Origin of the sequence: Soonwooa sp., from assembly GCF_030151385.1 — a bacterium.
Lineage (GTDB): Bacteria > Bacteroidota > Bacteroidia > Flavobacteriales > Weeksellaceae > Soonwooa.
The window spans coordinates 23891-47254 of the sequence record NZ_JASLDS010000008.1 but is presented as its reverse complement, the minus strand read 5'-3'; the positions used below and the strand labels follow the sequence as shown (position 1 = coordinate 47254).

The window sequence follows — 23364 nt, the reverse complement described above, 5'->3', positions numbered from 1 at the left end:
TTATGAATTATGAATTATGAATTATGAATTATGAATTATGAATTATGAATTATGAATTATGAATTATGAATTATGAATTATGAATTATGAATTATGAATTATGAATTATGAATTATGAATTATGAATTATTTTTACTAAACACTAAACACTAAACACTAAACACTAACACCAAAAACCGCCAACCATCAACCAAAAAATCCCTATGTAACAAAAGTAGCGGTGTAGGATTTTTCAAACTCAGAACTTTGTACAACTAAATTGAAGAATATGAAAATAGAACAAATTTATACAGACTGTTTGGCTCAGGGCGCTTATTATATCGTTTCCAATGGCGAGGCAGCGATTATTGATCCTCTTCGTGAAACTCAACCCTATATTGAGAGGTTGCAAAAAGATAATGTTACATTAAAATATATTTTCGAAACGCATTTTCATGCTGATTTTGTAAGCGGTCACGTTGATTTGAGCAAAAAAACAGGTGCTAAAATCGTGTATGGACCAACTGCAAATCCAGATTTTGAAGCAATTATTGCTAAAGACGAGCAAGTTTTCGAAATTGGAAATATCAAGATTAAAGTTCTTCACACGCCTGGTCACACGATGGAAAGCAGCACTTTTCTTTTGATTGATGAAAATGCAAAGGAAACCGCGATTTTCTCTGGAGATACGTTGTTTTTAGGTGATGTTGGTCGTCCAGATTTAGCTCAAAAAGCTGCAGGTATGACGCAGGAAGATTTGGCTGGATTGCTTTATGATTCTTTGAAAAACAAAATTATGCCTTTAGCGGACGATACTGTTGTTTATCCAGCTCACGGAGCGGGTTCGGCTTGTGGTAAAAATATGCAAAAAGAAACGGTCGATACTTTAGGAAATCAAAAAAAGACAAATTATGCTTTAAATCAACCTAACAAAGAGGCTTTTATAAAAGCAGTTACCGATGGATTGTTACCGGCTCCTGCTTATTTCGGAATGAATGTGGCGATGAATAAAAATGGCTTCGATAATTTCGATAAGGTTTTAAATAATGGTCTAAAAGCTTTATCTGCCAACGAATTTGAAGAAATTGCAGAAAATTCTGAAGCCTTGATTTTAGATACACGTTCCGCAGCAGATTTTACAAAAGGATTTATTCCGCAATCGATAAATATTGGACTGAATGGTGATTTTGCACCTTGGGTTGGTGCTTTGGTGAAAGATGTTCGACAACCGATTTTGTTAGTAGCTGATAAAGGAAATGAAAAAGAAGTCGTTACCAGATTGAGTCGTGTGGGTTTTGATAATATTTTAGGACATCTTGAAAATGGTTTTGAAACTTGGAAAGGCTCAGGAAAAGCAATCGATATGATTAACAGAATTTCAGCGGAACAATTGGATTCAGAATATTTTGAAGATATAAAAATTCTGGACGTTCGTAAGGAAAATGAATTCGAAGCCGAACATGTGGAAAACGCTTACAGCAGACCTTTGGCGTACATTAATGATTGGATAAATGATCTAGATTCTAAAGAGCATTTTTATATTCATTGTGCAGGAGGTTACAGAAGTATGATGGCGGCGAGTATTTTGCAAGCGCATGGTTATCATAATTTTTCGGAAGTTGAAGGCGGTTTTAATGCAATTTCAAAAACAGATATTCCTAAAACCGATTTTGTTTGTCCATCTAAAAAAATGATATTATGATTATTAATTTCTTAAAGAAAATTTTGGGTTTTGAAGATTCAAAAAAGTTAGTAGAAGTTATTAAAAATGGAGCGGTATTAATTGACGTTCGTTCCAAAGGAGAATTTGCGTCTGGAAGTATTAAAAATGCAGTGAATATTCCATTAAATGAAATTCAAAATCAGAAAAATAAGCTTAAAAATCAAGAAAATATTGTGGTTTTTTGTCGAAGTGGAATACGAAGTAAACAAGCACAATCAATTCTAAAACAAGCTGGATTTGAAAAGGTTTTTAATGGTGGCTCTTTGCAAAACATGAAAAATTTAACAAAGAATTGATTTTATAAATTGAAAGAGTTGAATTCTTAATAAATTATTATACATCAACTTTAAACTTAAAAATTTTCCCGTCCTTGCGACAAAATTTTAAACTTGAAAAAATGAATACAGAACAAAACAAAAATAGTCAACCAAACGCCAATCAAGTTGATCCCAATTACTGGGACAATCGTTGGGAAAACCAAGAAACCGCTTGGGATATTGGTTATGCAACACCTGCGATAACCGATTATATGGATAAAATTGAAGATAAAAACATTTCAATTTTAATTCCCGGTTGTGGAAATGCCTACGAAGCTGAATATCTTTTAAAAAACGGATTTCAGAATATTACTTTGATTGATATCGCACCCAAAGCTGTTGAAATTCTACAAAACAAATTCAGAAATGACCCACAAATAAAAGTAGTTTTAGGTGATTTTTTTGAGCATAGCGCCAACTATGAATTGATGTTGGAGCAAACTTTTTTCTGCGCGTTACCTGTCGCATTGCGAGAAAATTATGCAAAGAAATCCGCTGAACTTTTACAACCAAACGGAAAAATTGTTGGGGTGATGTTTAATACTGTTTTTGAACAGCAAGGTCCTCCTTATGGTGGCAATATTGAAGAATATCACAAGATTTTCGAGCCTTTTTTCAATATTAAAAAAATGGAAGAATGTTATAATTCTATTCCACCAAGAAAAGGAAGTGAAGCTTTTGTGGAGTTGGAAGTTATATGTGAAAAGTAAAAAGAGCCAAGGGAAAGGTGTAAGTAAAAAGAGCTGAGGGAAAAGTAAAAAGTAAAAAGAAACAAGTAAAAAGTATTCAAACCTTAAACTTTCAAACTCGGAATTCAAACCTCGTATCTCGCAACTCGCATCCCGAACCTCGAAACAAAAATTATGTTAGAATTAATAAAAAATCCGTGGCCGTGGTATGTTGCGGGACCTTTAATCGGGCTTACTGTCCCAATGTTACTTATTTTAGGTAACAAAACTTTTGGAATTTCCTCATCGTTAAGACACATTTGTGCGTCTTGTGCACCATCGAATATTCCGTTTTTTAAATACAATTGGAAAAGCGAAGTCTGGAATTTAGTTTTCGTTTTCGGAATTTTAATTGGTGGATTTATCGCTTTTAATTTCCTTTCAAATGGGCAACCAGTCGATGTTAACCCCAATCTTAAAACCGAATTGGCAAGCTACGGAATTACAGATTTTTCAAGTTTAATCCCAGCTGATTTTATGAATTGGGAAACTTTATTTTCATTGAAAGGTTTCTTTCTATTTGTAGTTGGTGGATTTTTAGTTGGATTCGGAACGCGCTATGCAGGTGGTTGTACGAGCGGACATTCCATCATGGGATTATCGAATCTTCAGTGGCCGTCATTAGTTGCAACTATTTGTTTTATGTTAGGCGGATTCATAGTTGCTAATTTAGTAATGCCTTGGATTTTGTCTCTTTAGTAAGAATAAAGGAAAAAGGAAAAAGTTAAAAGAGCCAAGTTAGTAGTAGAAAGTTAGAAGGAAAAAGTAAAAAGAATCAAGTTTAAAGTTTGGGAAGGAGAACGATAGCGAGGAAAATTGTAATTTTTAACTCATAACTCATAACTCGAATCACGCATCTCGAATCAAAAAAAATGAAAACATCAGATTATATAAAATTTTTAGTCGCCGGAATATTCTTCGGAATCGTCATCACAAAAGCGGAACTCATCAGTTGGTTCAGAATTCAGGAAATGTTCCGTTTGCAATCTTTCCACATGTACGGCGTTATCGGAAGTGCTGTTGTGACGGGAATGTTGTCGGTTTGGTTAATCAAAAAATTCAAAATAAAATCTTTGGATGGCGAACCTATAAAAATCGCTGACAAAAAATTCAATAAAGGTCAAATTTACGGTGGTTTAATCTTCGGATTTGGCTGGGCGATTACAGGCGCTTGTCCAGGACCATTATTTGCACAAATCGGAACTGGAGCTTTGGTTGTTATAGTAACCTTGCTTTCAGCTATTTTGGGAACTTGGGTTTATGGTAAATTCCGTGATAAGTTGCCGCATTAGAGATACGAGTTACGAGTACCGAGATAAGGGATTTGTAAAGTAAGATTCGAGGTTTATTTTTATCCTACATTTGATAAGTTTATGATATGCTTAACCTTAAGCCTTAAACCTCAAAATCAGCAACTCGAACCTCATAACTCATAACTGGAAACCCTAACCTCGAACCTCGTAACTGGAACCCGCATCTCCTAACTCATATTTTTCCTACATTTATGCTTCGTAATTTGAAATATGAAAAACCCTTTCAACCGAACCATTACAATTTTTGGAATTTTTAAGCAGCTTCAACCTTTCATTAGGCCTTATCGTCTAATGATTTTTTGGACTTTGGTGCTTACTTTGTTGGGCGCTTTGGCGGCGCAAGTCAACCCGATTGTTCTGAAATATACGGTGGATGAGGTTCAAAAGTTGATTGATTTGCCACATCCAATGCAGGAAGGTGTTCATGTTTTGGTCATTATTTCGATTATTCTTTTGGTGAAGGAAATTGCGAATATCTTCATCAATTTCGGACAGAAATTTTACGGTGAAAAAATCCGAATCAACGTTAGTTCCGAGTTGGCACAGCGCGCAATTGATAAAATTCTGACCTATAAAGTTTCTTATTTTAATGATGAAAACCACGAATCTGGAAAACTTCAAACCCGCATCGATAGAGGAATTGAAAGTTTAACAAAGCTCGTACAGAACTTTTTCATCGATATTTTACCTCTTTTTACGACTTCCATTATTGCGCTTATCGTGATGTATATGCAGAATGTGTATGTCGGTTTGGTTTCCACGATTATCGTTCCGATTTACTTTTGGGTGAGCAATCTTCAAGCTAAAAAACTCGCTGGTGTACGCCGAACTTTAAGAAATCAACGTGAGCAAAAAACATCGGGATTGCTGAATCTTATTAATTCGATTTTAGTGATTAAAAGTTTTGTGCGCGAAGATTTTGAAGGTAAAAAACAATACGACCTCCAAATGCAATTGATGGAAAGCCAGTTGTACACACGTAAAACGAACTTTTTCTATGATGGATTAAAAACATTTATCGAGCAAATTGGTGTCGTTTTAATTATTCTTTTAACCGTTTATTTAGTGCTCGACCAACAGATGACGATTGGTGCAATCATGTTGCATATTATGTTGTTTAACAACGTTTCTTCGCCTATTCGCCAGCTTCACCGGATTTATGACGATATGAATGACGCAATGATTTATGCAGAAGGTTATTTTGATATTTTAAACGCTGATGATGAAGAAGAACCGAGCGGAACTTTTGTTGAAAAAGAGATTAAAGGAAATTTTGAACTTCAACACGTTAATTTTTCTTATCCCAACGGAACGCAGGCGCTTTTCGATGTTAATATGTTGATAGAACATGGAAAAACTACAGCGTTGGTAGGACTTTCGGGCGCTGGGAAATCCACAATTATCAATTTACTTTGCAAATTTTATTTGCCAGATTCGGGTGAAATTTTGCTGGACGGCGTCAATCTTAATGATTATGACAATACTTTTTTGAGAGACGATATCGGTTTGGTGCTTCAAAAAAATCACATTTTTAAAGGAAGTATTGAAGATAATATTCGATACGGTGATATGAACGCCAGTTTTGAAGCCGTTGTTGAAGCGGCGAAAAAAGCATATCTGCACGAGCAAGTGATGGATTTACCATTGGCTTATCAGCATGATGCGACGCAGCTTTCTGGTGGTCAACAACAGCGAATTGCGATCGCAAGATTGTTTTTGAAAAATCCACCTATTATTTTCTTGGACGAGCCGACGGCAAGTTTAGACGCGATTGCCACGGAACAAATTAAAAACTCTTTGGATGCTATTAAAAAAGGCAGAACAGTGGTTATTATTTCGCATTCGTTGTCACAAATTATCGATTCGGATAGAATTTATGTGATGAAAAAAGGTCGCGTTGTCGAAAACGGAACACATGACGAGTTGTACCATCAAGACGGAACTTACAAAGAAATTTTTGATGCGTCCGCTCGAAGTTTGAACCTCGATTTGTTGGTGAAAACGTATAAAGATGATGAATAATTAATTTGAAATTTTTTTTCAATCATTTCAAAAAAATATAATTTTCAAACTAAAAACTAAAAACTAAAAACCAAACTCTCGTGTCCGAACATTACCTCAAAAAAATAGACCGCGTAACCGCTATTCTCACGCAATTGCAGAGCAAACCTTTGGTGCGTGCTCAGGATTTGGCGACGAAATTTGACGTCAGCATTCGGACGATTTACCGCGATATTAAAACTTTAGAAAGCGCAGGAATTCCCATTATTGGCGAAGCTGGAAATGGCTATTCTTTAATGGAGGGCTACAAATTGCCGCCTGTAATGTTTACCAAAGAAGAAGTTTTGAGTTTTATTACCGCCGAAAAATTAATGCACAAATTTTCACATGAAAGTTTAGGAAGTCATTATCAAACTGCGATGGATAAAGTAAAATCTGTTCTGAAATATTCCGATAAAAATATGATTCAGGATATTGAAAAACAGATTGATGTTTACAATTATGCGCAAAAAGAGGTAGATGTTGTCAAGAATGCCATCCCAATTATTTTGGAAAGCATTGCTGAGAAAAAACAATTGAAACTAAATTACCAAGCCGTCAACAACGAAGTTACAGAGAGAATTGTAGAAGCTGTCGGGATATTTTTCGAGTTTAATTTTTGGTATATGATGGCATTTTGCACACTGAGAAGGGATTTCCGGCAATTCCGTATGGACAGAATGCAAGGAATTAGGAAACTGGATTCCGATTTTAAAACGGAATATGGCAGTCTTGCCGATTACAAAAAGAGTTCCCAAAAGGAAAAAGTTGAAGTTCAGATTTTAGTTCCCGAAAAATTGAATGCGCACATCGTTAATTCCAAGAAATTTTATGGTTTAACAAAAGAAGAATACACCGAAAACGGAATTCTGATGACTTTTGAAACGGAATGGATTGATGATGGTTTTCCGCGTTGGCTACTTACTTTCGGCGACCAATTGGAAATTATTTATCCAGAAACTTTAAAAGATAATTTCAAAAATCTGGTGAAGAGGATTTATGAAAAACTTTAATAAATAGTTTCGGGCGCGGCAAAGCCGCGCCCGAAACCCAAAATTGTTTAAACTGTCGTTGTCAAATATTCATCCAAAAACTATCGCTCCCAGAAAAATGGAGGTTCAATTCCCAATGCTCGTAAATACACGTAAGCTTGCCCTCTGTGATGAATTTCATTATCCACGAAATACAAAATATTTTCATAAACTGGGAATTTGTACTCGCCAAAAAGATTAAAATTCTCCTCAAATCTTTCCGCAGGAATTTGATTATAATAATCGTTTATCAAAACCGTTTCCTCATCCCAACGGTCCAAAAGTTCCTGTTTTGTTTTTGGCTGAAAAGCATCTTCGTTGTAAGCATCCATTTTATCATTCAAAATTCCCTTCAAAGCTTGACTTCCGATAGAAATCATTTCCACTGCCATTTTTGAAAAAGGTCTCATTCCTCCAATCGAAAACTCCAATAAATCCTTTTCTGGAAAAGCCTCAATCACTCTTCTGGTCAAGTTTCTGTGTCCTTGCCAATGTTTCAAAAGTTGTTCTTTAGAAAGAACTTGCGCTGTTGCTGTCATGTCTTTTTGTTTTAAAATTAATTTCTACGACAAAATTACGAGGCGGTTCTGACAACAGTTTGTCAGTAGCGAAAACAAATTTTCTTTTTCTTTTTTGGGTGTGCCCGCTTGCCGTTTTGGCGCTCGCTTCGCTCGCGCTCCTTGGCGGTCAGTCGGTCTACGCCTGCAATCTTTTACCTCCACTTCGTGTCGGCAAAAGGATTTCCGGCTCCGCCCTCACACGGGATTTCGTCTTCGGAACAAAAATTCAACATATGATTGAAATTGGAACCAATTCAAAATCAATAGCAACTAAGTACTTGTTTAAATATTATTGTGATTTTTTTTAACATTAAGGAATTAAGATTTAAAAGAAATGAGCTTAAAAACCTTAACAAAAATCAATTTATTGATTTCTTAATTAAATAAACAGATTGATGTACTAAATTTGACTACATCGAACCTAAATGTTTCTTAATGTTTAATAAAGAATAAACTTCGTTTATTTTTTTAAGTAAATTAAGCTTATGAATTTTAAACAATTTCTAAACGTTTCACGAAAGTTGATATTTTTAAATTCAATCATTTAGGAAAATTATTTATCCTAAGTTCGTGACATTAAAATAACCATTCGTTCAACCAGATTTTGAAAAGAATGTGTCGTGAAAATGCTCCGTAGGAGCATCCTGTTAATAGCAATGCAAATGAATGAAACTGAGCTCCGTAGGAGCGACCTTAAAATTATTCAAACAGATTAAAAAAAACGTATCGAGAACTTTTGCAAAAAAACTCCCGATACACGTTGTTAAATTATGAACTAATGTTGCAGATAAAAATGTTTTCTCTTAAACGAACATTACTTAAACTGGCTTTCCAAATTCTGTAGTTCAGAAATAATAGAATTAATTCTATTTTCCGTTTTTCTCAATTGTCGTTTACCCAAATAAAAATACGCAAACAAAATCCATCCAAAAGTCAATGCATAAGCGATGATTTTAAACCGTAAACTACCATCTTGCAGCACTTCAACCATATAAAGTCCTAAAGCCGCACTTAACAAAACAAAATATAAGGGAATATTCCAACGGACTAATTTTTTTCGAAATTCATTATAGCTTTGCCATTGCTGTAGATATTGGGATGGCGCAGCATTTTCGTCGATTTCTTTTAATTTTTTTGCATTCACAAAAGAAACAAAAGCTTGTAAAAAGCAAATTGCAGCAACCGCAAACATGGCAAAATAAAGCGTAACACTCGGATGTCGAAAATCTATAAAATAAGCCAATCCTAAAATATAGATTGCCGTTAAGCTTAGCAAAATGCTTCCTATTCTTTCTCTACGAATCATTTTTTGCTGGCTGCTTGTCATTTTAGAAAAATCAAACTTTAGTTCTGGAGCGGGCTCCGAGTTCGATTTCCAAAGCTGTTGTATATCATTGAAGTCTTGCATTTTCTTTAAAAATTTCGGTAAGTTCTTTTTTTATTCTATGAATTTTCACGCGCAGATTATTTTCGGTAATTCCTGTAATCTCTGCAATTTCTTCGTAAGGTTTTTCTTCCAAAACCAAAGAAATAATAATTCTGTCGGCTTCCTTTAGTTGGTGAATACTTTTGTGAAGAATCTGGATGTCTTGTTGACGGTCATCGCTCGGTTCGTCTGCAATATTGGGGAGTTTTGCGTCAGAAATTCTTTCCGTTCGCTTTTGTTTTTCGAGGCTCATTAGACATTTGTTTACTGCAATTCTGTAAATCCATGTGCTCAATTTTGCATCATTTCGGAACTGTTCCAGATTTTGCCAAACCGCTATGAAAGTCTCTTGCAAAACATCTTTTGCCTTGTCGGTGTCGCCTGTATAACTCAGGCAAAGCTTCCTGATTCCTGGCGCAAACTCCTTGTATATTTCGTTGAAATACTCTTGTGAAGGCATCTTAATTTTTTAAGAATTTATCCAAATTATCGTAAAACCATTGCGGATTATCGTACATGATGAAATGTTTGGCGTCCGCAATTTGTAAAGTTAGGTTTTTTACATTTTTATATTGTTCAGAAAGCATGGTTTCAGATTGTTTAAGTGTTCCGTAATTACTTCCTAAGACCAAAACCGGACAAATAATCTTTGTTAAATCAGCTCGTAAATCGGTAGTCATCATCTCATAAAAAGCCGTTCCTAAGGTTGTTCTATCGCTTTTCATTTCCCATGAAGCAACCAATTTAATTTTTTCAGGATTGGTAACCAAAGCAGTCGCACCTTTTTCAGAAAACGCTTTTAGTTGGTCGTCTGTCATTGAAGTGAATTGCTTAACCGACGCATCTTTGTTGATGAATTGCTTAGCTTGTTCTTCGGTAATCGCTGGATTTTGCAGAGCAGGATAAAACGGAACGCCATCTACAATTATTACTTTTTTGAAAAGTTGAGGTTCCGTACTTGCAATTGAAGCACTTAGAAAACCACCCAAACTATGTCCCATGATAATTGGATTTTTCAGATGTTTTTCTTTTGTGTAAGCAATAATTTCGTCGCGCATTTTAAGAAGAAAATCGCCAGAAACTGGCTTTACACCTGCAAAACCAGGAAGTGTGAGAATATGACATTCGTAGTTGTTTTTCACGTGTTCGGCAGTTTCGTTCCACACATCACCACTAGAGCTAAAACCCGGAATCATAATAATCGGCGTTCCTTTTCCCACAATTTTTACATCAAAATCGTATTTCGATTGCGCGCTCAACATGGAGATAGAGCCAATCAAAATTCCCATTGTAAAAAGTCCTTTAAAAATATTTATTTTTTGAGATTTAAAGATTTTCAAAATCAATATTGCACCAATAATTGTCCAAAAAGCTGTATGTAAAGTTTCCATTTTCTTAAATTTTAAATTATAAACTCAGTTTTAGAATATTCTGATTATAAGATTAGGAAGCTTACAAATTATTACAAAAAAAATGAAAATAAATTGTAATACATTGATTATCAATATTAATTTTTATTATTTGGGAGTGCCCGCTTGCCGTTTTGGCGCTCGCTTCGCTCGCGCTCCACAGCTTGCGGTCGGTCTACGCCTGCAATCTTTTACCTCCACTTCGTGTCGGCAAAAGGATTTCCGGCTCCGCCCTCACACAGGATTTTGGTTTAAAAAAGATAGCCTTAGAAATGCTAAGACTATCTTGAAAAGAAAAATTTTTATTTGATTGCAATATTAAGTTGTTTAATGTATTTTTTTGATAGAGGTATATGTTTTAGAGTTTAATAAATTGTGAGTGAACTAGAAGGGGAATATAAGAAATTGTTGAAGGCTGTTTCGTTTGAAATAATTTGTCAAATGATTGGTTTTATTACTTAATGAATATCTATATCTAAATTGAATTTTCAATTAATAAGATTATCATTAAGAGTAAGGTCTTTAAAAGTCTGGTGTTTAAGACTCTTTATTCTACTTTCCTGCATTCGGTACTACATCGTTTTAGATTATGTTTTTTAGAACAGACGAAAACTATCTAAGTTGTTTCTATTATTTGCTACATAATTTTAGAAAATTGTCGAACATTTCTGGGTTTTCCATATTTTGTTTTGCAACAATAGGTGATATGACTTTTTTGCTTTCTTTTCCCCTAAGAAGATACTCTAAATATAAGTTGGCAGAGCCTATTGGAAGTTCTTTTTCTTTATTGGATGTTGGATTTATTTTAGTAATAAGACATGTTTTGTCCAGTTCATAAACGTAGTATGTGTTATTTTTATAGTTAATACTAGTTCTGTAAAGTGTATTCTCTGTGCTAGCTTTATTTTGAGATTTAGGAAATGTTACATTGCAAATAAATAGGGCAACAAGAATGTGAGTTTTCATGACTTTAAGTTTAATTGTTTTTTTTAGTTTTCCCCAGCTTTAATTGTATGCCCAGTTTTGTATCCATAACTCACTATAGTTATTTTGTTTTTTTCAATAAGTAGTTTTAGCCAACCGTAAGTAGCAAATTCTGAATTACCTCCAATATTAAATCCTAGATAGCATGGTATATCAAATTTCACAGTATTACTAGCCGTGTTAGAGTTATTGTAATACGTAAACAATGGAAAATTTCCAGGGTAGTAGCCTGTGTTTGTTCCTATTTCGGAGTTTTCTGGAAAGTTATATAGCGCACCGCCATTGCTAGTGCAAAATCCTAGTGGTTGAATGCTTGACAAAAAAATAGTGCATTGCGTTATGTTACCAGCATTATCGACATTCCGTGAATATAAAATATTGTAATTATAGACAACGTTGTTGATTGTTATAGTACCTATGTAACTTTGGGTAGAATAATTGAAGTTAGTCAATTCTTCACCTAGCATTACAACTTCTGCTTTATCGCTAAATACAAGTCCTTCGATTTCGCTTCTATCACTGCAATCTTGAAATATTAATATTGCCAACAAGATTTTCATTAAATCGTAAATGTTATTTTTCATTTTTCTTTAGTTTTTGAGTTACCACAGTCTTCCGGTTCTTGTTATTTTTATTCCAAAATAAGATACATCCGTTTTTTCGAGGCTTGATGGGAATAATACATTTCCGCCTACAAAGTATTTTGGAGAGTAATAGATTTCAATACTACCTATTGAATTTTGCATTCCTACTAAGGTAAAGCCTAGGTTCGGTTTAAGGTCTTTTGGATAGAAGGACGGTTTGTCAAAAAATACACCAGCTTTTACCATGAACTCATCATCATCATCAACTCTATGTAACATTATACCTCCGCCATAACGTAAAACAGAATAGTTATATTCGCCTTCTCTTACGTCGTCTGTACTGGATGTTCCTCCCTGGCTAGAAGCTTCTGCATCTGCGTCATAGTGTATGTTTCCATTCCTTTTGAAATAGCCTCCTTCTGCATAAAACTTTAGTAGTGAGTCAACATCCCAACTTCCTCTAAGCAAAACTGTACCACCGTATTCAGTAATTGTTGCAGTTGTACCTGGCGTAATACTTATCCCGAGGCTGTATTTGGGACTGAGGTAAGCCGATACTATTTTATTATTTGCAATACCGAAAACAAAGCCTAGGTCAAAACCAAAAGTTTTGGGACTTTCTATATAGGATTTATTGCTATGGTAAGAATTTATGTTGTTAGAAACTAGCGGAATTTGCTCCATGTTTAATCCCATGTATATCTTGCCAGATGTAAAACCAGGACTGGCCTTATCTTCCAAAATTGACATGCCAGATACCGCTGCAGCTGTCATACCTGCATAGGCGAGCTTTGCATCATCGTCTCTTCTCTTTTGTTCTTCAACTCTTACTTTTCTTTCTGCTGTTTTTTTAGCTTCGACGGCTTGTTGGTACTTTTGCTGAGCATTTGCACGTTCTTCGTCGGTAGTTGCGTTATTTTGAGCATTCTGATAATGAGTCATTGCGTTAGTATAATCGCCACTCTGCATTGCGCTGTCGCCTTGCTGAATTTCAGAAGTATATTTTTCTTGTTTTTCTTTCTCGAGGCGTTGATTTTCTTCATTGTCTTTATTTGAAGAGTTTTGCAAATCTTCAAGTATATCTTCAAGTTTTTTATAATCTCTCTTCAAATCATCTACTGCAAATACTTTCTTTTCATTGTCAGTAACTGTGGTGCGTGTATTACAAGGATAATCACTTCTAAGAACATACTTTGCTTTTTTATCTAGATCTGGAATTTTTTGGCATATTTCTTCTTTCAATCGCCAGTATTTATCATATTCTTCAACTGCGCTAAGTCCAGAGTCTGTTTTATTACTAGAATTATTATGGTTATTTCCTTTTGGATTGCTGGAATTAGATGAGAGATTATTATTGCAATTTTTGTCACAGACTCGTTGTCCTCCTTCACAGGTATAAGAGGGTATTCCCCAATCATCTTTCTGGTTTTCTATATAACGATACACTGTATATGTAAAATTTCTAATTTGACTTGGGGGACTATTACTAAAACCTCCTTCCATTCCATTAAAATATATGGCACCTGCTTTAATATCATATCGTCCCGAAAAAAAACGTTCACCTGTTGATAATTCACCCTTTGTGCTAAAATGAACGTTCTTAGAGCCTGTATTTCTAATTTTGAAAAGATATTCGTACTTTTTAACTGAAGATGCCCAACCATTACATTTCATTGAAAATTGTAAATTCGGGAAACAAGAGATCGTGGACCAAGCTCCCCAATCTGTTTTTCCTTCACCGTTTTTTTGTCCAAAACAAAAAGTAAAGGGAATTAAAATACTCAATAGTAAAATTTTTATTTTCATGGCTTATGTATTTTGTTTAACACAAAGCTATGTGGGGTAGTAGAAAAAAAAAATACCTAGAGCTAGGTATTTTTACATTCTATATCCACGCTTCTTTTAGCGTTTTTTGTACCAATTCTAAAGGTGATTTTACATCGGCTTTTTCGAGTATGTTGCGCCGATGTGTGTTGACTGTATAAAGTTTAATTGATAAATCATCAGCAATTTGTTGGCTCGTTTTGCCTTCGACAATTCCTTTTAGGATGTCGCGTTCTCTTTTTGTAAAAATGTCAAAAGATTTTTTGAGGACAAAATCTTTGATGTTGTAGTAGGATGGACGCCCGTCAATCCCAATAATTGATACCGATGGTTCTCCTTTTGGCTTTATATGGGAAATGTCAGTATGGATGTGGAAACTGTGGAAAATATTGTCTTTGTCATAATCTACCATTAAGTATTGTACCAATATTCGCTTGTAATTCCCATTGCTAGCTTTCAAGCGTACATCGTATTGGAATTTATAGAAAGGATATTCCTCATAAGACAAAGCATTGAGGAAGCCAGTGATAATTTCCTCAAAGTTGATTACAAAAAAGCGATCTTCGGGATGTATAATTTCAAATAAAAGTTTTGAGTCAAAGCTTTTTGGGTCGTATCCCAAAACCTGTTGCAATTCCTCACTAGAGCTAGCAACGCCGCCATTTACCAAGTCAAAAAGGAGGTAGTAGTAATCACCAGCGTGAAAAATACTCAGGAGTTTTTTATAATGTTCAATCTGTTCAGTCCAATTTGCAGTATTACTGCGATCAGACTTGTTTTGGATGTTACGATCCCAAAGTTTTTTAGCTGCATTTAGCAGCTTGTCAGAATTTTCCATGATTTTTAGTTTTTTTTAGTTTAGGTTATTTTATATCCATGCTTCTTTTATAGCACATTGGATAAGCTCGAGCGGTGTTTTTACATTTGCTTTTTCAATAATATTGCGGCGATGTGTATTGACGGTGTGAAGGCTTATGAAAAGCTCGTCAGCAATTTGTTGGCTCGTTTTATTTTCCACAATTCCCTTGATAATTTCTAATTCGCGTTTTGTAAACAAACAAGCAGAGTGATCGCAAGTCTGATCCTCAATATTGTAATGAGAAATTTCATCATCAAGGCCAATTAGAGACAGACATGGAAGTCCGTCTTCCTTAATGTGCGTGATATCTGTGTCCAAAGAAAGTGTTTTGTAAAAATGAGTTTCATCAAAATCAATTTGAACAGTCTGATGCAGAATTCTTACATAGGTTCCATCTTTTTTTTTCAGTCTAAAGTCATATTGGGCTTTGTAAAAGGCAAGCTTTTCGTAAGGAAGTTTTTTGAAAAAAGCGTCAATTTTTTTCTCAAAATTCACAACATATTTTTTGTCATCAGGATGTACATTGTCCAAAAAAGTCTTAAGATTCATTTCATGGCTTTCATACCCTAGGACATCTTTCACGTTTTCGCTTATCATTTCGAATTCCGATGCCGATAAATCTACCACATAATGAAAATAAGAGCCAATATGGAAAATATTAAGCAGGCGTTTATAGACTTCAATCTGTTTTTTTGTTGAGGAAGCATGGTGCTTTTTTTCTTTGTCGACGACGTTTTTCCAGAATTTTCGTGCTGTGGAAATAAAGTTAGAATTGGGTTTCATGGTTTTGTGTTTTTATAGTATTAAATTACATAAAATCAATGTATTGAGTGATGTTTTTTTTGTTTTTTTATTTGGGTGTGCCCGCTTGCCGTTTTGGCGCTCGCTTCGCTCGCGCTCCTCAGCTGGCGGTCGGTCTACGCCTACAATCTTTTACCTCCACTTCGTGTTGGCAAAAGGATTTCCGGCTCCGCCCTCACACGTGATTTCGGCTTCAAAGGAAACTAAGTGAACATTTTTAAAATTTCGTATGCTATTCGAACAAAAAGAAATTGATTATACTTTGTGCTCTAACAATTTGGAGGTACTAAAAAAATATTCGGCACCACAGGCGCCTAATATTTTTTTTAAAATAAGGTCTTGATACAACTTTGAGCTCGAATGTTACTTTTTAAGAAAGAGTGTTTCCAGTGGCGGCGAAGCCGCCGCTGGAAACTTCAACTTCAACTTCAAGGTGCAAGACATCAAACACCAAACACTAAAAACTATACACCAAACACGAACCTCGCAATCCTAATACGTCAACATCAAACCAGCTCCCCAACCCATTTCCGAATCATAATTTCCAGAAATAGAAAGCCACTTTTTAACGATGTAACTTAAGCCTGTATTAAATTCCTTATCAGAGTTTACGGAAATACTTCCGCGAAGCCTTCTCGAAAGCGGAATATCCTCTCTGCTAAACTCCAATACAGCTTTTCCGTTGTGGTCGACACTTGCGTCTGCAGTAACTAAAAACGGCAAAACGTACTGAATACCAACGATAAAAACATTATTATTTTTCGGAGCTACATTTTGCCCAAACCACGTTTTCTTTGGATTCATGAGCATTCCATGATGGTCAAGTTCAAAATGCTTTTTCTGGGTTCGGAATCCAACATAAGGCAACGCCCATTGGAATTTACCGAGATAACGTCCAACCTTTACATTTCCTTCAAAGTGGTTAAAATCCCAGTTCGAATGAAAATTATTCACATTCACCCAACGAGGACCGAACATTGTCATTGTTTCTGCATGGATTCTATTGCTCGAAACATCCAACATCGCCATTGAACTCATCATCGAATTATCTCGTTTAAAATCTTTCCAAGCCTGTTTTTTATTAGGTAATTGTGGATTTGGAGCTGAATTTTCATAAGAGAAAATTCGTCCCATTCCCGCCATCATGTGATACAAAATATGACAATGAAAAAACCAATCGCCATCTTGATTGGCAGCAAATTCTATAGTGTTGGTTTCCATCGGCGTAATGTCCATCACATTTTTCAAGGGTGAATATTCACCTTTAGAATTAATTAATCTAAAATCGTGACCATGCAAATGCATTGGGTGGCGCATCATCGAGTTGTTGTACATTTTGATACGCAAAACTTCACCTTTCTTAACCAAAATTTTATCCGTTTCCAAAACCGTTTTGTTATCCAAAGTCCACAAATAATGTGACATATTTCCTTCCAGAGTGAAATTCAATTCCTTGACATTATCTGATGGAAGTTCTGTAATTTCTGGTGCCGAAAGCATATTGTACGACAAACGTTTGATTTCAGGTTTGTCGTCCAACTTCATTTCCGAGTGTTTAGAATGGTCTGTCTCTTCATGTTTTGATGGCTCTTCTTTTGTTTTAACGCCCATCATTTCGTTCATGTGCTTTGCCGAAGCTTTTCGTTGAGCTTCCGAAAGTTCGGGATACATTACTTCATTCATATCCATCATTTGGTTGCCCATTTCCATGTTCATCGGCTTCATGTTGCCACTCATTTTCATCATGCCGTTCATCATTTTCATACCTTCAAAAAGCATCAAACGAGGGAGATTCGGCGCTTCTACTTTTTCACCCGAACCAAGCCACAACGAAGCATGACCAGAGCGGTCTTCTGACGTTGCTCGAAATTCAAAACTTTTATTTTCTGGAATCGTAACTTCAATATCGTAAGTTTCAGAAATACCAACAATTAGTCTATCCACGACAACGGGATTCACTTCATTTCCATCATTTCCAACAACTGTAATTTTTCCACCGCCATAATTCAACCAAAAATAAGTTGAAGAACCGCCGTTGGCTACTCGTAATCGAACTTTGTCGCCCGCTTTAAGATTCGAATAATCCGAACTTGGCTGTCCATTAATTAAGAATTTTTCGTAGTAAACGTCACTCACATCCATCGCTTCCATACGTTTCCATTCATTGAGTAATTTTGTTCCGAAACTACTTGCTTTTATAGCTTCCCAATAAGATTGAACCGCATTTTTCTTTACTGCGTACCAATCTGTATTTCCCATGTGAAGACGACGCATGATGTTTTTGGGATTTTCATCACTCCATTCACCCAACAAAACTGGTATTTCCGCTGAGTAATTTTGATTTAATTCTTGACCTTCACGTTTTTTGAAAATCAAAATTCCATTCATCCCAATTTGTTCCTGAATACCTTGGTGTGAGTGATACCAATAAGTTCCATTTTGCGAAATTTTAAATTTATATAAATGTGTTTCGCCCGGCATGACAGGTTTCGTTGTCAAATACGGAACGCCATCTTGCTCGTTCGGCAAAATCACGCCATGCCAATGGAAACCCGTTTTCTCTTTCATTTGATTATGAAGATAAATTTCTGCAGTATCGCCTTCTGTAAAGTATAAAGTTGGCGCTTGCAATTTTCCGTTAACCGCAATTGCGCGGCGGTTTTTTCCTGTAAAATTGACAATCGTGTCTTTTACATACAAATCGTATCGAACAGTTTTTCCACCAAAAGAAACCTTTCCGTTTTCGAAATTTCGTTTTAGTTTATCATTATTTTTAGAATCGTTTTGATGTTTGTTTTCAGATTTTAGTGTTTTCACCAACTCGAGTTCCATTCCGCACTTTGGACATTTTCCAGGTTTGTCGGAAACCACTTCAGGATGCATCGGACAAACATATTTTCCTTGCTGAATTGTGGCAGTTTTAGTCTCTGTATGTTGATGATTTTGTGAAAACCCGAATGCGAAAAACGATACTAAAATTACAATTAGTAGTCTTTTCATTTTTTCTAAATTTTTAAGTAAGAAGTAATTTAAGTGTTAGTTTTTTTTAACAAAATTCAAATTTTAGTTGTCATCGAATTAATTTAAATTCCGTAGGAACGAACTGTTAATAGAAAATCAGTGAAATTATCAAGAGAGCACCGTAGTACAGCTTGTTATTTTTGCAGACCGCTCCTAGCGGAGCTTAAGATTAAATCATCAAAAATCTTCTACTAACAGAATGCTCCTCTGGAGCATTGTTAAGTACATATTAAGTAAGAAAGTACTAACTAATTTCGTGTGAATTTTAGTCGTATTTTATTCATTATTATATTATAAGTTGAAAGTTCCGTAGGAACAATCTGTTAATAGAAATCTTATGAAATCCTTAAAAGAGCACCGTAGGTGCGGTCTGTTAATCTAACAGGTCGCTCCTAGCGGAGCTTAAGATTAAATCATCAAAAATCTTCTACTAACAGAATGCTCCTCTGGAGCATTATTCAGCATATATTCTACAAGTAAGTATTGTAGATACTAATTTTAGTCTAAAAACTAAATACTAATAACCAAAAACTATTTGCTAATTTTTAATCTCAGATTTTACGCTTCCGCAAGACAACATTTTGCTTCCATAGTATGGATTTACAATTTTGTTTTCGTTGCTCAACCAGCTGCCTTCCGCCATCGGACAATATTGAACGTAAACACTTTTATCCGAAAGTTTGAACTTTTTAGCAATCTCAATCATATTATCAGAAAGATTGTAAAAAGATTCTCTTTGCTTTTGGATGTTTCGCGCTTCGGCAATTGCTGTAGCATCTTTTCTTAAGGAAGTAATATTACCTTCAGAAATTAATTTTACATCGATAGTTCCTGCTGTTTTTATGAAATCCAAGGCAGCTTTTGAAGTTTCGTCGGACTTATCCGAAGCCAAAGCATTTTTTATAGCGATGTATTGATTGTAAAGTTTAGAAATGTTCGCATTGCTCGTCTTTTGAGCAGAAATTGAAATGATTGCGAATATAGAAAGTGCGAATGTTAGAATATATTTTTTCATTGTAATTGATTTTAAGATTTAATCCTTCGACTTCGCTCAAAATGACAAGGGAAGCCAAGAATCAAGGTTTTTTTTTGAATTTAAATTTTATAAGATTTGTCATTTCTACGAAGAAGAAATCTTCTTCCAAGTGATGAGATTCCTCATTCCACTTCGTTTCATTCGGAATGACAAAGACAATGTTTTAACTGAAAAATAATTTCAATCCAAAAATTCTAAATTCGAAAATTACAATGTTGAATAAATATAGGTACAGACCACGATTCAGGTGGTGCGTTGATTTGTATTGATGAAAATTTTGAATCCGAAAAAGAAATATCGGGAAACTCAAAATGATGCGTAACAACTTCTGCAATTGAAGAAATAAAACTCAATTGTAAAAGTTCGGATTTTTGAGAAGTATCGGTTTTTAAAACTTTAAACTCGGTTTTACAACAATCATTTTTAGATTTTGTTCCACATTTTCCACATGCTTCATCTAATGTTTGATTGATAGAAGCCAACTCATTCATGCAATAATGCACACTGAAAACTGCTCCAGAAGACAATCCGAAGTAGAAAACAGAAAATACTATTGCAAGAATCTTTTTCATTTACAGTACAAAAGTAAATATACAATTTTTAAGCTTGTTATATTTTTGTGGAGAAATGTTATAAAATATTTTGATGCTTAAACTGTTTTAAAAGCGTAATTTTAAACTTTAAATTTTAACAAATGACATTCAAAGTATATACAAAAACGGGTGACAAAGGCGAAACTGGTTTGTACGGCGGAACAAGAATTTCTAAGGCAAGTGCGCGTGTAGAGTCTTACGGAAACATCGATGAACTCAACGCTTTTATTGGAGTTGCGAAATCTTATGTTAAGGATTTGCGTGTTTTGGACCAATTAAAGAAAATTCAATTTGACTTGTTTACAGTTGGTTCCGAAGCAGCGACGCCAATTGATAAATTGTTTTTAGCAAACGGAAAAGCGCGTTTACCGTTGGTAATTTCTGAAAAGGAAATTGAAGAATTAGAAGCTTGGATTGATGCTTTCGAGGAAGAATTAGAACCGCTTCAATATTTTATTTTACCTGGAGGTGGAAAAGCAGCGACGCATTTTCACGTAGCAAGAACGGTTTGCAGAAGAGCCGAAAGAAGCATGGTTTTCTTGAATGAAACCGAAGAAGTCCGTCCAGAATTGATAAAATATCTAAATCGTCTTTCGGATTATCTTTTTGTATTGTCCAGATATATTTCAAAAATCGAAAACGAGCCAGAAGAATATTGGAATCCTAATGACAGAGCTTGAGCAGTTTTACGAAAATGAACCTCCTGAACTTAGAGAAGTTTATTTAGTATTAAGGCAAATTATCCTCAAACAGGACGATAACATCACACCAGAATGGAAATACAAACTTCCATTCTTTTATTATAAAGGTAAAATGTTGTGCTATTTGTGGTTTCATAAATCTTTCAAAATGCCATATATTTCTATTATGGATGCTAATCTTTTGCATGACGACAGGTTATTGATGGAAGATAGAAAACGTGCAGGAATTTTACTTATCAATCCTAATGAAGATTTGCAAATTGATTTAATTGAAGAGATTTTGCAAAATACTCTTGAACTTTTTAAAAAAGGAATTATTAAAACACCGAAAAAATGAAAAAAGCCCTACTTTTTATTAATGGTGAGCCACCGAAAAATTTAGTTGACTTTTCTAAATATGATTTGGTAGCTTGTACAGACGGCGCATTGGATTATCTTTTAAAATTTGATTCTGAGATTGTTTTAAAGCTTGATTTCATTTCTGGGGATTTTGATTCGCATATTGTTGATGATTTTAACAACGAAAAATTCATTGAAACACCCGATCAAAATAAAACCGATTTCCAAAAAGCTTTAGAACTTATTTTAGAAAAAGGAATTATAAATGTAGATGTTTTTGGCGCAAGTGGTGGAGAAATGGATCACTTTTTAGGAAATTTGAGTGTTGCCGATTTTATGAAATCCGAAATGAATATTCGTTTTTTTGATGAGTTTTCAAGTTATTATTTTATTCCAAAATCTTTCACGATTTCGGATGTTAAGGACAAAATGATTTCACTTTTTCCGTTTCCAAAAGCCGAAAGTATTACAACAAAAGGTTTGAAATGGCCTTTGTATAAAGAAAATCTTAAAATGGGTGAACGCATCGGAACACGGAACCTCGCTGAAAACGATAGTGTTAGCATAGAATATAAGAAAGGGAATCTTCTCATTTTTGTTGGACATTAACTTTATCATAAAAAATATTAAAAGGTGCATTTAGCATCTTTTTTTATTTAATTTTGTATTTGTATAATTTGTAAAATCAGGATTTAAGAAATGAAAATAAAATATTCGGAGTTAATTGACCAGACCCTTTATTTTCCCACACAAGAATTCAATGTTGAGGAGAATAAGTTGACCTTTCATGATATACCTTTGATGGATGTTGTTGAAAAATACGGAACACCGCTAAAGCTCAATTATCTTCCGAAAATTTCACAAAATATTCAACGTGCAAAAGCTTGGTTCAAAGAAGCATTCGAAAAGCACGATTACCAAAAGAATTATCGTTACTGTTATTGTACGAAGTCGAGTCATTTTGCTTTCGTTTTGGAAGAAGCAATTAAGAATGATATTTCGATTGAGACTTCATCGGCTTTTGATATGGATATTGTTAAAAGTCTCCACGAGAAAGGAAAATTCGATAAAGATATTGAAGTCATTTGTAACGGTTTCAAAACAGATGATTATTTGACGAAAATTTCGGATATGATTAATTCTGGTTTTGAAAACATCACACCGATTTTGGACAATTATCGTGAGTTGGATAAGCTGACGGAATCGATTGATACGACTTTTAATATCGGAATCCGTATTGCATCGGAGGAAGAACCGAAGTTTGAATTCTATACTTCGCGTTTAGGAATTGGTTATCGTGATATTATCCCTTATTACAGTCAAAAAATTGCTGAGCATCCGAATGCTAGACTAAAGATGTTGCATTTCTTCATTAATACTGGTATTAAAGATACATCGTATTATTGGAATGAATTGTACAAGTGTCTTCGTGTATATGCGCGTCTTAAGAAGATTGCACCTGAGGTTGATTCACTTAATATTGGTGGCGGTTTCCCAATTAAGACTTCTCTAAATTTCGATTACGATTATCAATATATGATTGACGAAATCGTTTCTCAAATCAAAAAATTCTGTGAAGAGGAGGGTGTTGATGCACCTAATATTTATACCGAATTTGGTAGTTTTACAGTAGGTGAAAGTGGCGCTACACTTTATAGAATCGTCTCTCAGAAGCGTCAAAATGATAGAGAAAAATGGAATATGATCGACTCATCTTTCATGACAACTTTGCCTGACACTTGGGCGATTTCTCGTCACTTTATTATGCTTCCACTCAACCGTTGGGATGACACTTACGAAAGAGTTTTCCTTGGAGGATTGACTTGTGACTCTGATGATTATTACAACTCAGAGCAGCATACCAATGCAATCTATCTTCCTGTTTATAATGATACAAAGCCTTTGTACATAGGCTTTTTCCATACTGGTGCTTATCAAGATACAATTAGTGGTTATGGTGGTGTGCACCATTGCTTGATTCCACAGCCGAAGCATATTTTGATTGATCAAGATGAAGATGGAAAATTTACGTATAAAGTTTTCCAAGAAGCGCAACAACCAGAAGATGTTTTAAAACTTTTAGGATATTAATAATT

General features: G+C 34.8%; 23 protein-coding genes. 11 read left to right on the top strand and 12 right to left on the bottom strand.

Annotation, left to right across the window (positions count from 1 at the left end; genetic code table 11):
• Positions 1 to 268 precede the first annotated feature (268 nt).
• The 7 genes from Q1V95_RS01245 (at position 269) to Q1V95_RS01215 (ending at position 7113) form a co-directional block, all read left to right on the top strand.
• Positions 269 to 1681, top strand: coding sequence for an MBL fold metallo-hydrolase (locus Q1V95_RS01245; protein ID WP_300669383.1), 1413 nt, complete (start codon positions 269 to 271; stop codon positions 1679 to 1681).
• Positions 1678 to 1998: a rhodanese-like domain-containing protein gene (locus Q1V95_RS01240; protein WP_300669382.1), complete on the top strand. Its 321-nt coding sequence runs from the start codon at positions 1678 to 1680 to the stop codon at positions 1996 to 1998. The genes Q1V95_RS01245 and Q1V95_RS01240 overlap by 4 nt, the downstream gene beginning before the upstream one ends.
• Before the next feature lie 101 nt (positions 1999 to 2099).
• Positions 2100 to 2729 (top strand): methyltransferase domain-containing protein, encoded by a 630-nt coding sequence (locus Q1V95_RS01235; RefSeq protein WP_300669380.1) that lies wholly within the window; start codon positions 2100 to 2102, stop codon positions 2727 to 2729.
• A 129-nt stretch (positions 2730 to 2858) separates the two neighbouring features.
• Complete coding sequence (locus tag Q1V95_RS01230; RefSeq protein ID WP_300669392.1) at positions 2859 to 3446, top strand: YeeE/YedE thiosulfate transporter family protein; 588 nt, start codon at positions 2859 to 2861, stop codon at positions 3444 to 3446.
• Between the two features lie 173 nt (positions 3447 to 3619).
• Complete coding sequence (locus Q1V95_RS01225) at positions 3620 to 4039, top strand: DUF6691 family protein (protein WP_300669377.1); 420 nt, start codon at positions 3620 to 3622, stop codon at positions 4037 to 4039.
• A 255-nt stretch (positions 4040 to 4294) separates the two neighbouring features.
• Positions 4295 to 6082, top strand: a complete 1788-nt coding sequence (locus Q1V95_RS01220) for an ABC transporter ATP-binding protein (RefSeq protein ID WP_366143261.1) — start codon at positions 4295 to 4297, stop codon at positions 6080 to 6082.
• Positions 6083 to 6162: 80 nt separating this feature from the next.
• Positions 6163 to 7113 carry a YafY family protein gene (locus Q1V95_RS01215; protein WP_300669375.1) on the top strand — a complete coding sequence of 317 codons (951 nt, stop codon included), beginning with the start codon at positions 6163 to 6165 and terminating at the stop codon, positions 7111 to 7113.
• Positions 7114 to 7193: 80 nt separating this feature from the next.
• On the opposite strand, the gene Q1V95_RS01210 is transcribed toward Q1V95_RS01215, so the two are convergent.
• From Q1V95_RS01210 to Q1V95_RS01155, 12 genes are all read right to left on the bottom strand, one after another.
• Positions 7194 to 7670, bottom strand: a complete 477-nt coding sequence (locus Q1V95_RS01210) for a DinB family protein (protein ID WP_300669372.1) — start codon at positions 7668 to 7670, stop codon at positions 7194 to 7196.
• 835 nt (positions 7671 to 8505) lie between these two features.
• Positions 8506 to 8997, bottom strand: a complete 492-nt coding sequence (locus tag Q1V95_RS01205; protein ID WP_300669370.1) for a hypothetical protein — start codon at positions 8995 to 8997, stop codon at positions 8506 to 8508.
• 85 nt (positions 8998 to 9082) lie between these two features.
• The gene (locus Q1V95_RS01200) at positions 9083 to 9577 is read right to left on the bottom strand and encodes a sigma-70 family RNA polymerase sigma factor (RefSeq protein WP_300669368.1); all 495 of its coding nucleotides are present in this window, start codon (positions 9575 to 9577) and stop codon (positions 9083 to 9085) included.
• A 1-nt stretch (position 9578) separates the two neighbouring features.
• Complete coding sequence (locus Q1V95_RS01195) at positions 9579 to 10508, bottom strand: alpha/beta hydrolase (protein ID WP_300669364.1); 930 nt, start codon at positions 10506 to 10508, stop codon at positions 9579 to 9581.
• A 648-nt stretch (positions 10509 to 11156) separates the two neighbouring features.
• Complete coding sequence (locus tag Q1V95_RS01190) at positions 11157 to 11492, bottom strand: hypothetical protein (protein ID WP_300669361.1); 336 nt, start codon at positions 11490 to 11492, stop codon at positions 11157 to 11159.
• A 23-nt stretch (positions 11493 to 11515) separates the two neighbouring features.
• A complete protein-coding gene (locus tag Q1V95_RS01185; RefSeq protein ID WP_300669358.1) occupies positions 11516 to 12058 on the bottom strand; it encodes a hypothetical protein in 543 nt (180 codons plus the stop codon).
• A gap of 54 nt (positions 12059 to 12112) precedes the next feature.
• Entirely contained in the window at positions 12113 to 13768 is a 1656-nt protein-coding gene (locus Q1V95_RS01180) for a hypothetical protein (protein ID WP_300669355.1), read from the bottom strand.
• 211 nt (positions 13769 to 13979) lie between these two features.
• Entirely contained in the window at positions 13980 to 14756 is a 777-nt protein-coding gene (locus Q1V95_RS01175) for a LuxR C-terminal-related transcriptional regulator (RefSeq protein ID WP_300669352.1), read from the bottom strand.
• Between the two features lie 30 nt (positions 14757 to 14786).
• Entirely contained in the window at positions 14787 to 15560 is a 774-nt protein-coding gene (locus Q1V95_RS01170) for a LuxR C-terminal-related transcriptional regulator (protein ID WP_300669350.1), read from the bottom strand.
• Between the two features lie 510 nt (positions 15561 to 16070).
• Positions 16071 to 18578: a multicopper oxidase domain-containing protein gene (locus tag Q1V95_RS01165; RefSeq protein ID WP_300669347.1), complete on the bottom strand. Its 2508-nt coding sequence runs from the start codon at positions 18576 to 18578 to the stop codon at positions 16071 to 16073.
• Between the two features lie 559 nt (positions 18579 to 19137).
• Positions 19138 to 19614: a DUF3347 domain-containing protein gene (locus Q1V95_RS01160; protein ID WP_300669345.1), complete on the bottom strand. Its 477-nt coding sequence runs from the start codon at positions 19612 to 19614 to the stop codon at positions 19138 to 19140.
• Positions 19615 to 19829: 215 nt separating this feature from the next.
• A complete protein-coding gene (locus tag Q1V95_RS01155) occupies positions 19830 to 20207 on the bottom strand; it encodes a hypothetical protein (RefSeq protein ID WP_300669342.1) in 378 nt (125 codons plus the stop codon).
• A gap of 122 nt (positions 20208 to 20329) precedes the next feature.
• On the opposite strand from Q1V95_RS01155, the gene Q1V95_RS01150 reads away from it, so the two are divergent.
• From Q1V95_RS01150 to Q1V95_RS01135, 4 genes are all read left to right on the top strand, one after another.
• A complete protein-coding gene (locus Q1V95_RS01150; RefSeq protein WP_300669340.1) occupies positions 20330 to 20908 on the top strand; it encodes a cob(I)yrinic acid a,c-diamide adenosyltransferase in 579 nt (192 codons plus the stop codon).
• Positions 20895 to 21266, top strand: a complete 372-nt coding sequence (locus Q1V95_RS01145) for a DUF1801 domain-containing protein (RefSeq protein ID WP_300669338.1) — start codon at positions 20895 to 20897, stop codon at positions 21264 to 21266. The genes Q1V95_RS01150 and Q1V95_RS01145 overlap by 14 nt, the downstream gene beginning before the upstream one ends.
• Positions 21263 to 21877 carry a thiamine diphosphokinase gene (locus Q1V95_RS01140; RefSeq protein WP_300669336.1) on the top strand — a complete coding sequence of 205 codons (615 nt, stop codon included), beginning with the start codon at positions 21263 to 21265 and terminating at the stop codon, positions 21875 to 21877. Before Q1V95_RS01145 ends, Q1V95_RS01140 begins: the two co-directional genes overlap by 4 nt.
• A 90-nt stretch (positions 21878 to 21967) precedes the next feature.
• A complete protein-coding gene (locus Q1V95_RS01135) occupies positions 21968 to 23359 on the top strand; it encodes an arginine decarboxylase (protein ID WP_300669333.1) in 1392 nt (463 codons plus the stop codon).
• The last annotated feature ends 5 nt before the right edge of the window (positions 23360 to 23364 follow it).

What these genes read in the sequence shown, in the direction of transcription:
- Q1V95_RS01245 (WP_300669383.1), top strand. Translation starts at nt 269, where the DNA reads ATGAAAATAGAACAAATTTATACAGACTGTTTGGCTCAGGGCGCTTAT.
- Q1V95_RS01240 (WP_300669382.1), top strand. Translation starts at nt 1,678, where the DNA reads ATGATTATTAATTTCTTAAAGAAAATTTTGGGTTTTGAAGATTCAAAA.
- Q1V95_RS01235 (WP_300669380.1), top strand. Translation starts at nt 2,100, where the DNA reads ATGAATACAGAACAAAACAAAAATAGTCAACCAAACGCCAATCAAGTT.
- Q1V95_RS01225 (WP_300669377.1), top strand. Translation starts at nt 3,620, where the DNA reads ATGAAAACATCAGATTATATAAAATTTTTAGTCGCCGGAATATTCTTC.
- Q1V95_RS01210 (WP_300669372.1), bottom strand. Translation starts at nt 7,670, where the DNA reads ATGACAGCAACAGCGCAAGTTCTTTCTAAAGAACAACTTTTGAAACAT.
- Q1V95_RS01205 (WP_300669370.1), bottom strand. Translation starts at nt 8,997, where the DNA reads ATGATTCGTAGAGAAAGAATAGGAAGCATTTTGCTAAGCTTAACGGCA.
- Q1V95_RS01200 (WP_300669368.1), bottom strand. Translation starts at nt 9,577, where the DNA reads ATGCCTTCACAAGAGTATTTCAACGAAATATACAAGGAGTTTGCGCCA.
- Q1V95_RS01195 (WP_300669364.1), bottom strand. Translation starts at nt 10,508, where the DNA reads ATGGAAACTTTACATACAGCTTTTTGGACAATTATTGGTGCAATATTG.
- Q1V95_RS01190 (WP_300669361.1), bottom strand. Translation starts at nt 11,492, where the DNA reads ATGAAAACTCACATTCTTGTTGCCCTATTTATTTGCAATGTAACATTT.
- Q1V95_RS01180 (WP_300669355.1), bottom strand. Translation starts at nt 13,768, where the DNA reads ATGAAATGTAATGGTTGGGCATCTTCAGTTAAAAAGTACGAATATCTT.
- Q1V95_RS01175 (WP_300669352.1), bottom strand. Translation starts at nt 14,756, where the DNA reads ATGGAAAATTCTGACAAGCTGCTAAATGCAGCTAAAAAACTTTGGGAT.
- Q1V95_RS01170 (WP_300669350.1), bottom strand. Translation starts at nt 15,560, where the DNA reads ATGAAACCCAATTCTAACTTTATTTCCACAGCACGAAAATTCTGGAAA.
- Q1V95_RS01165 (WP_300669347.1), bottom strand. Translation starts at nt 18,578, where the DNA reads ATGAAAAGACTACTAATTGTAATTTTAGTATCGTTTTTCGCATTCGGG.
- Q1V95_RS01160 (WP_300669345.1), bottom strand. Translation starts at nt 19,614, where the DNA reads ATGAAAAAATATATTCTAACATTCGCACTTTCTATATTCGCAATCATT.
- Q1V95_RS01155 (WP_300669342.1), bottom strand. Translation starts at nt 20,207, where the DNA reads ATGAAAAAGATTCTTGCAATAGTATTTTCTGTTTTCTACTTCGGATTG.
- Q1V95_RS01150 (WP_300669340.1), top strand. Translation starts at nt 20,330, where the DNA reads ATGACATTCAAAGTATATACAAAAACGGGTGACAAAGGCGAAACTGGT.
- Q1V95_RS01145 (WP_300669338.1), top strand. Translation starts at nt 20,895, where the DNA reads ATGACAGAGCTTGAGCAGTTTTACGAAAATGAACCTCCTGAACTTAGA.
- Q1V95_RS01140 (WP_300669336.1), top strand. Translation starts at nt 21,263, where the DNA reads ATGAAAAAAGCCCTACTTTTTATTAATGGTGAGCCACCGAAAAATTTA.
- Q1V95_RS01135 (WP_300669333.1), top strand. Translation starts at nt 21,968, where the DNA reads ATGAAAATAAAATATTCGGAGTTAATTGACCAGACCCTTTATTTTCCC.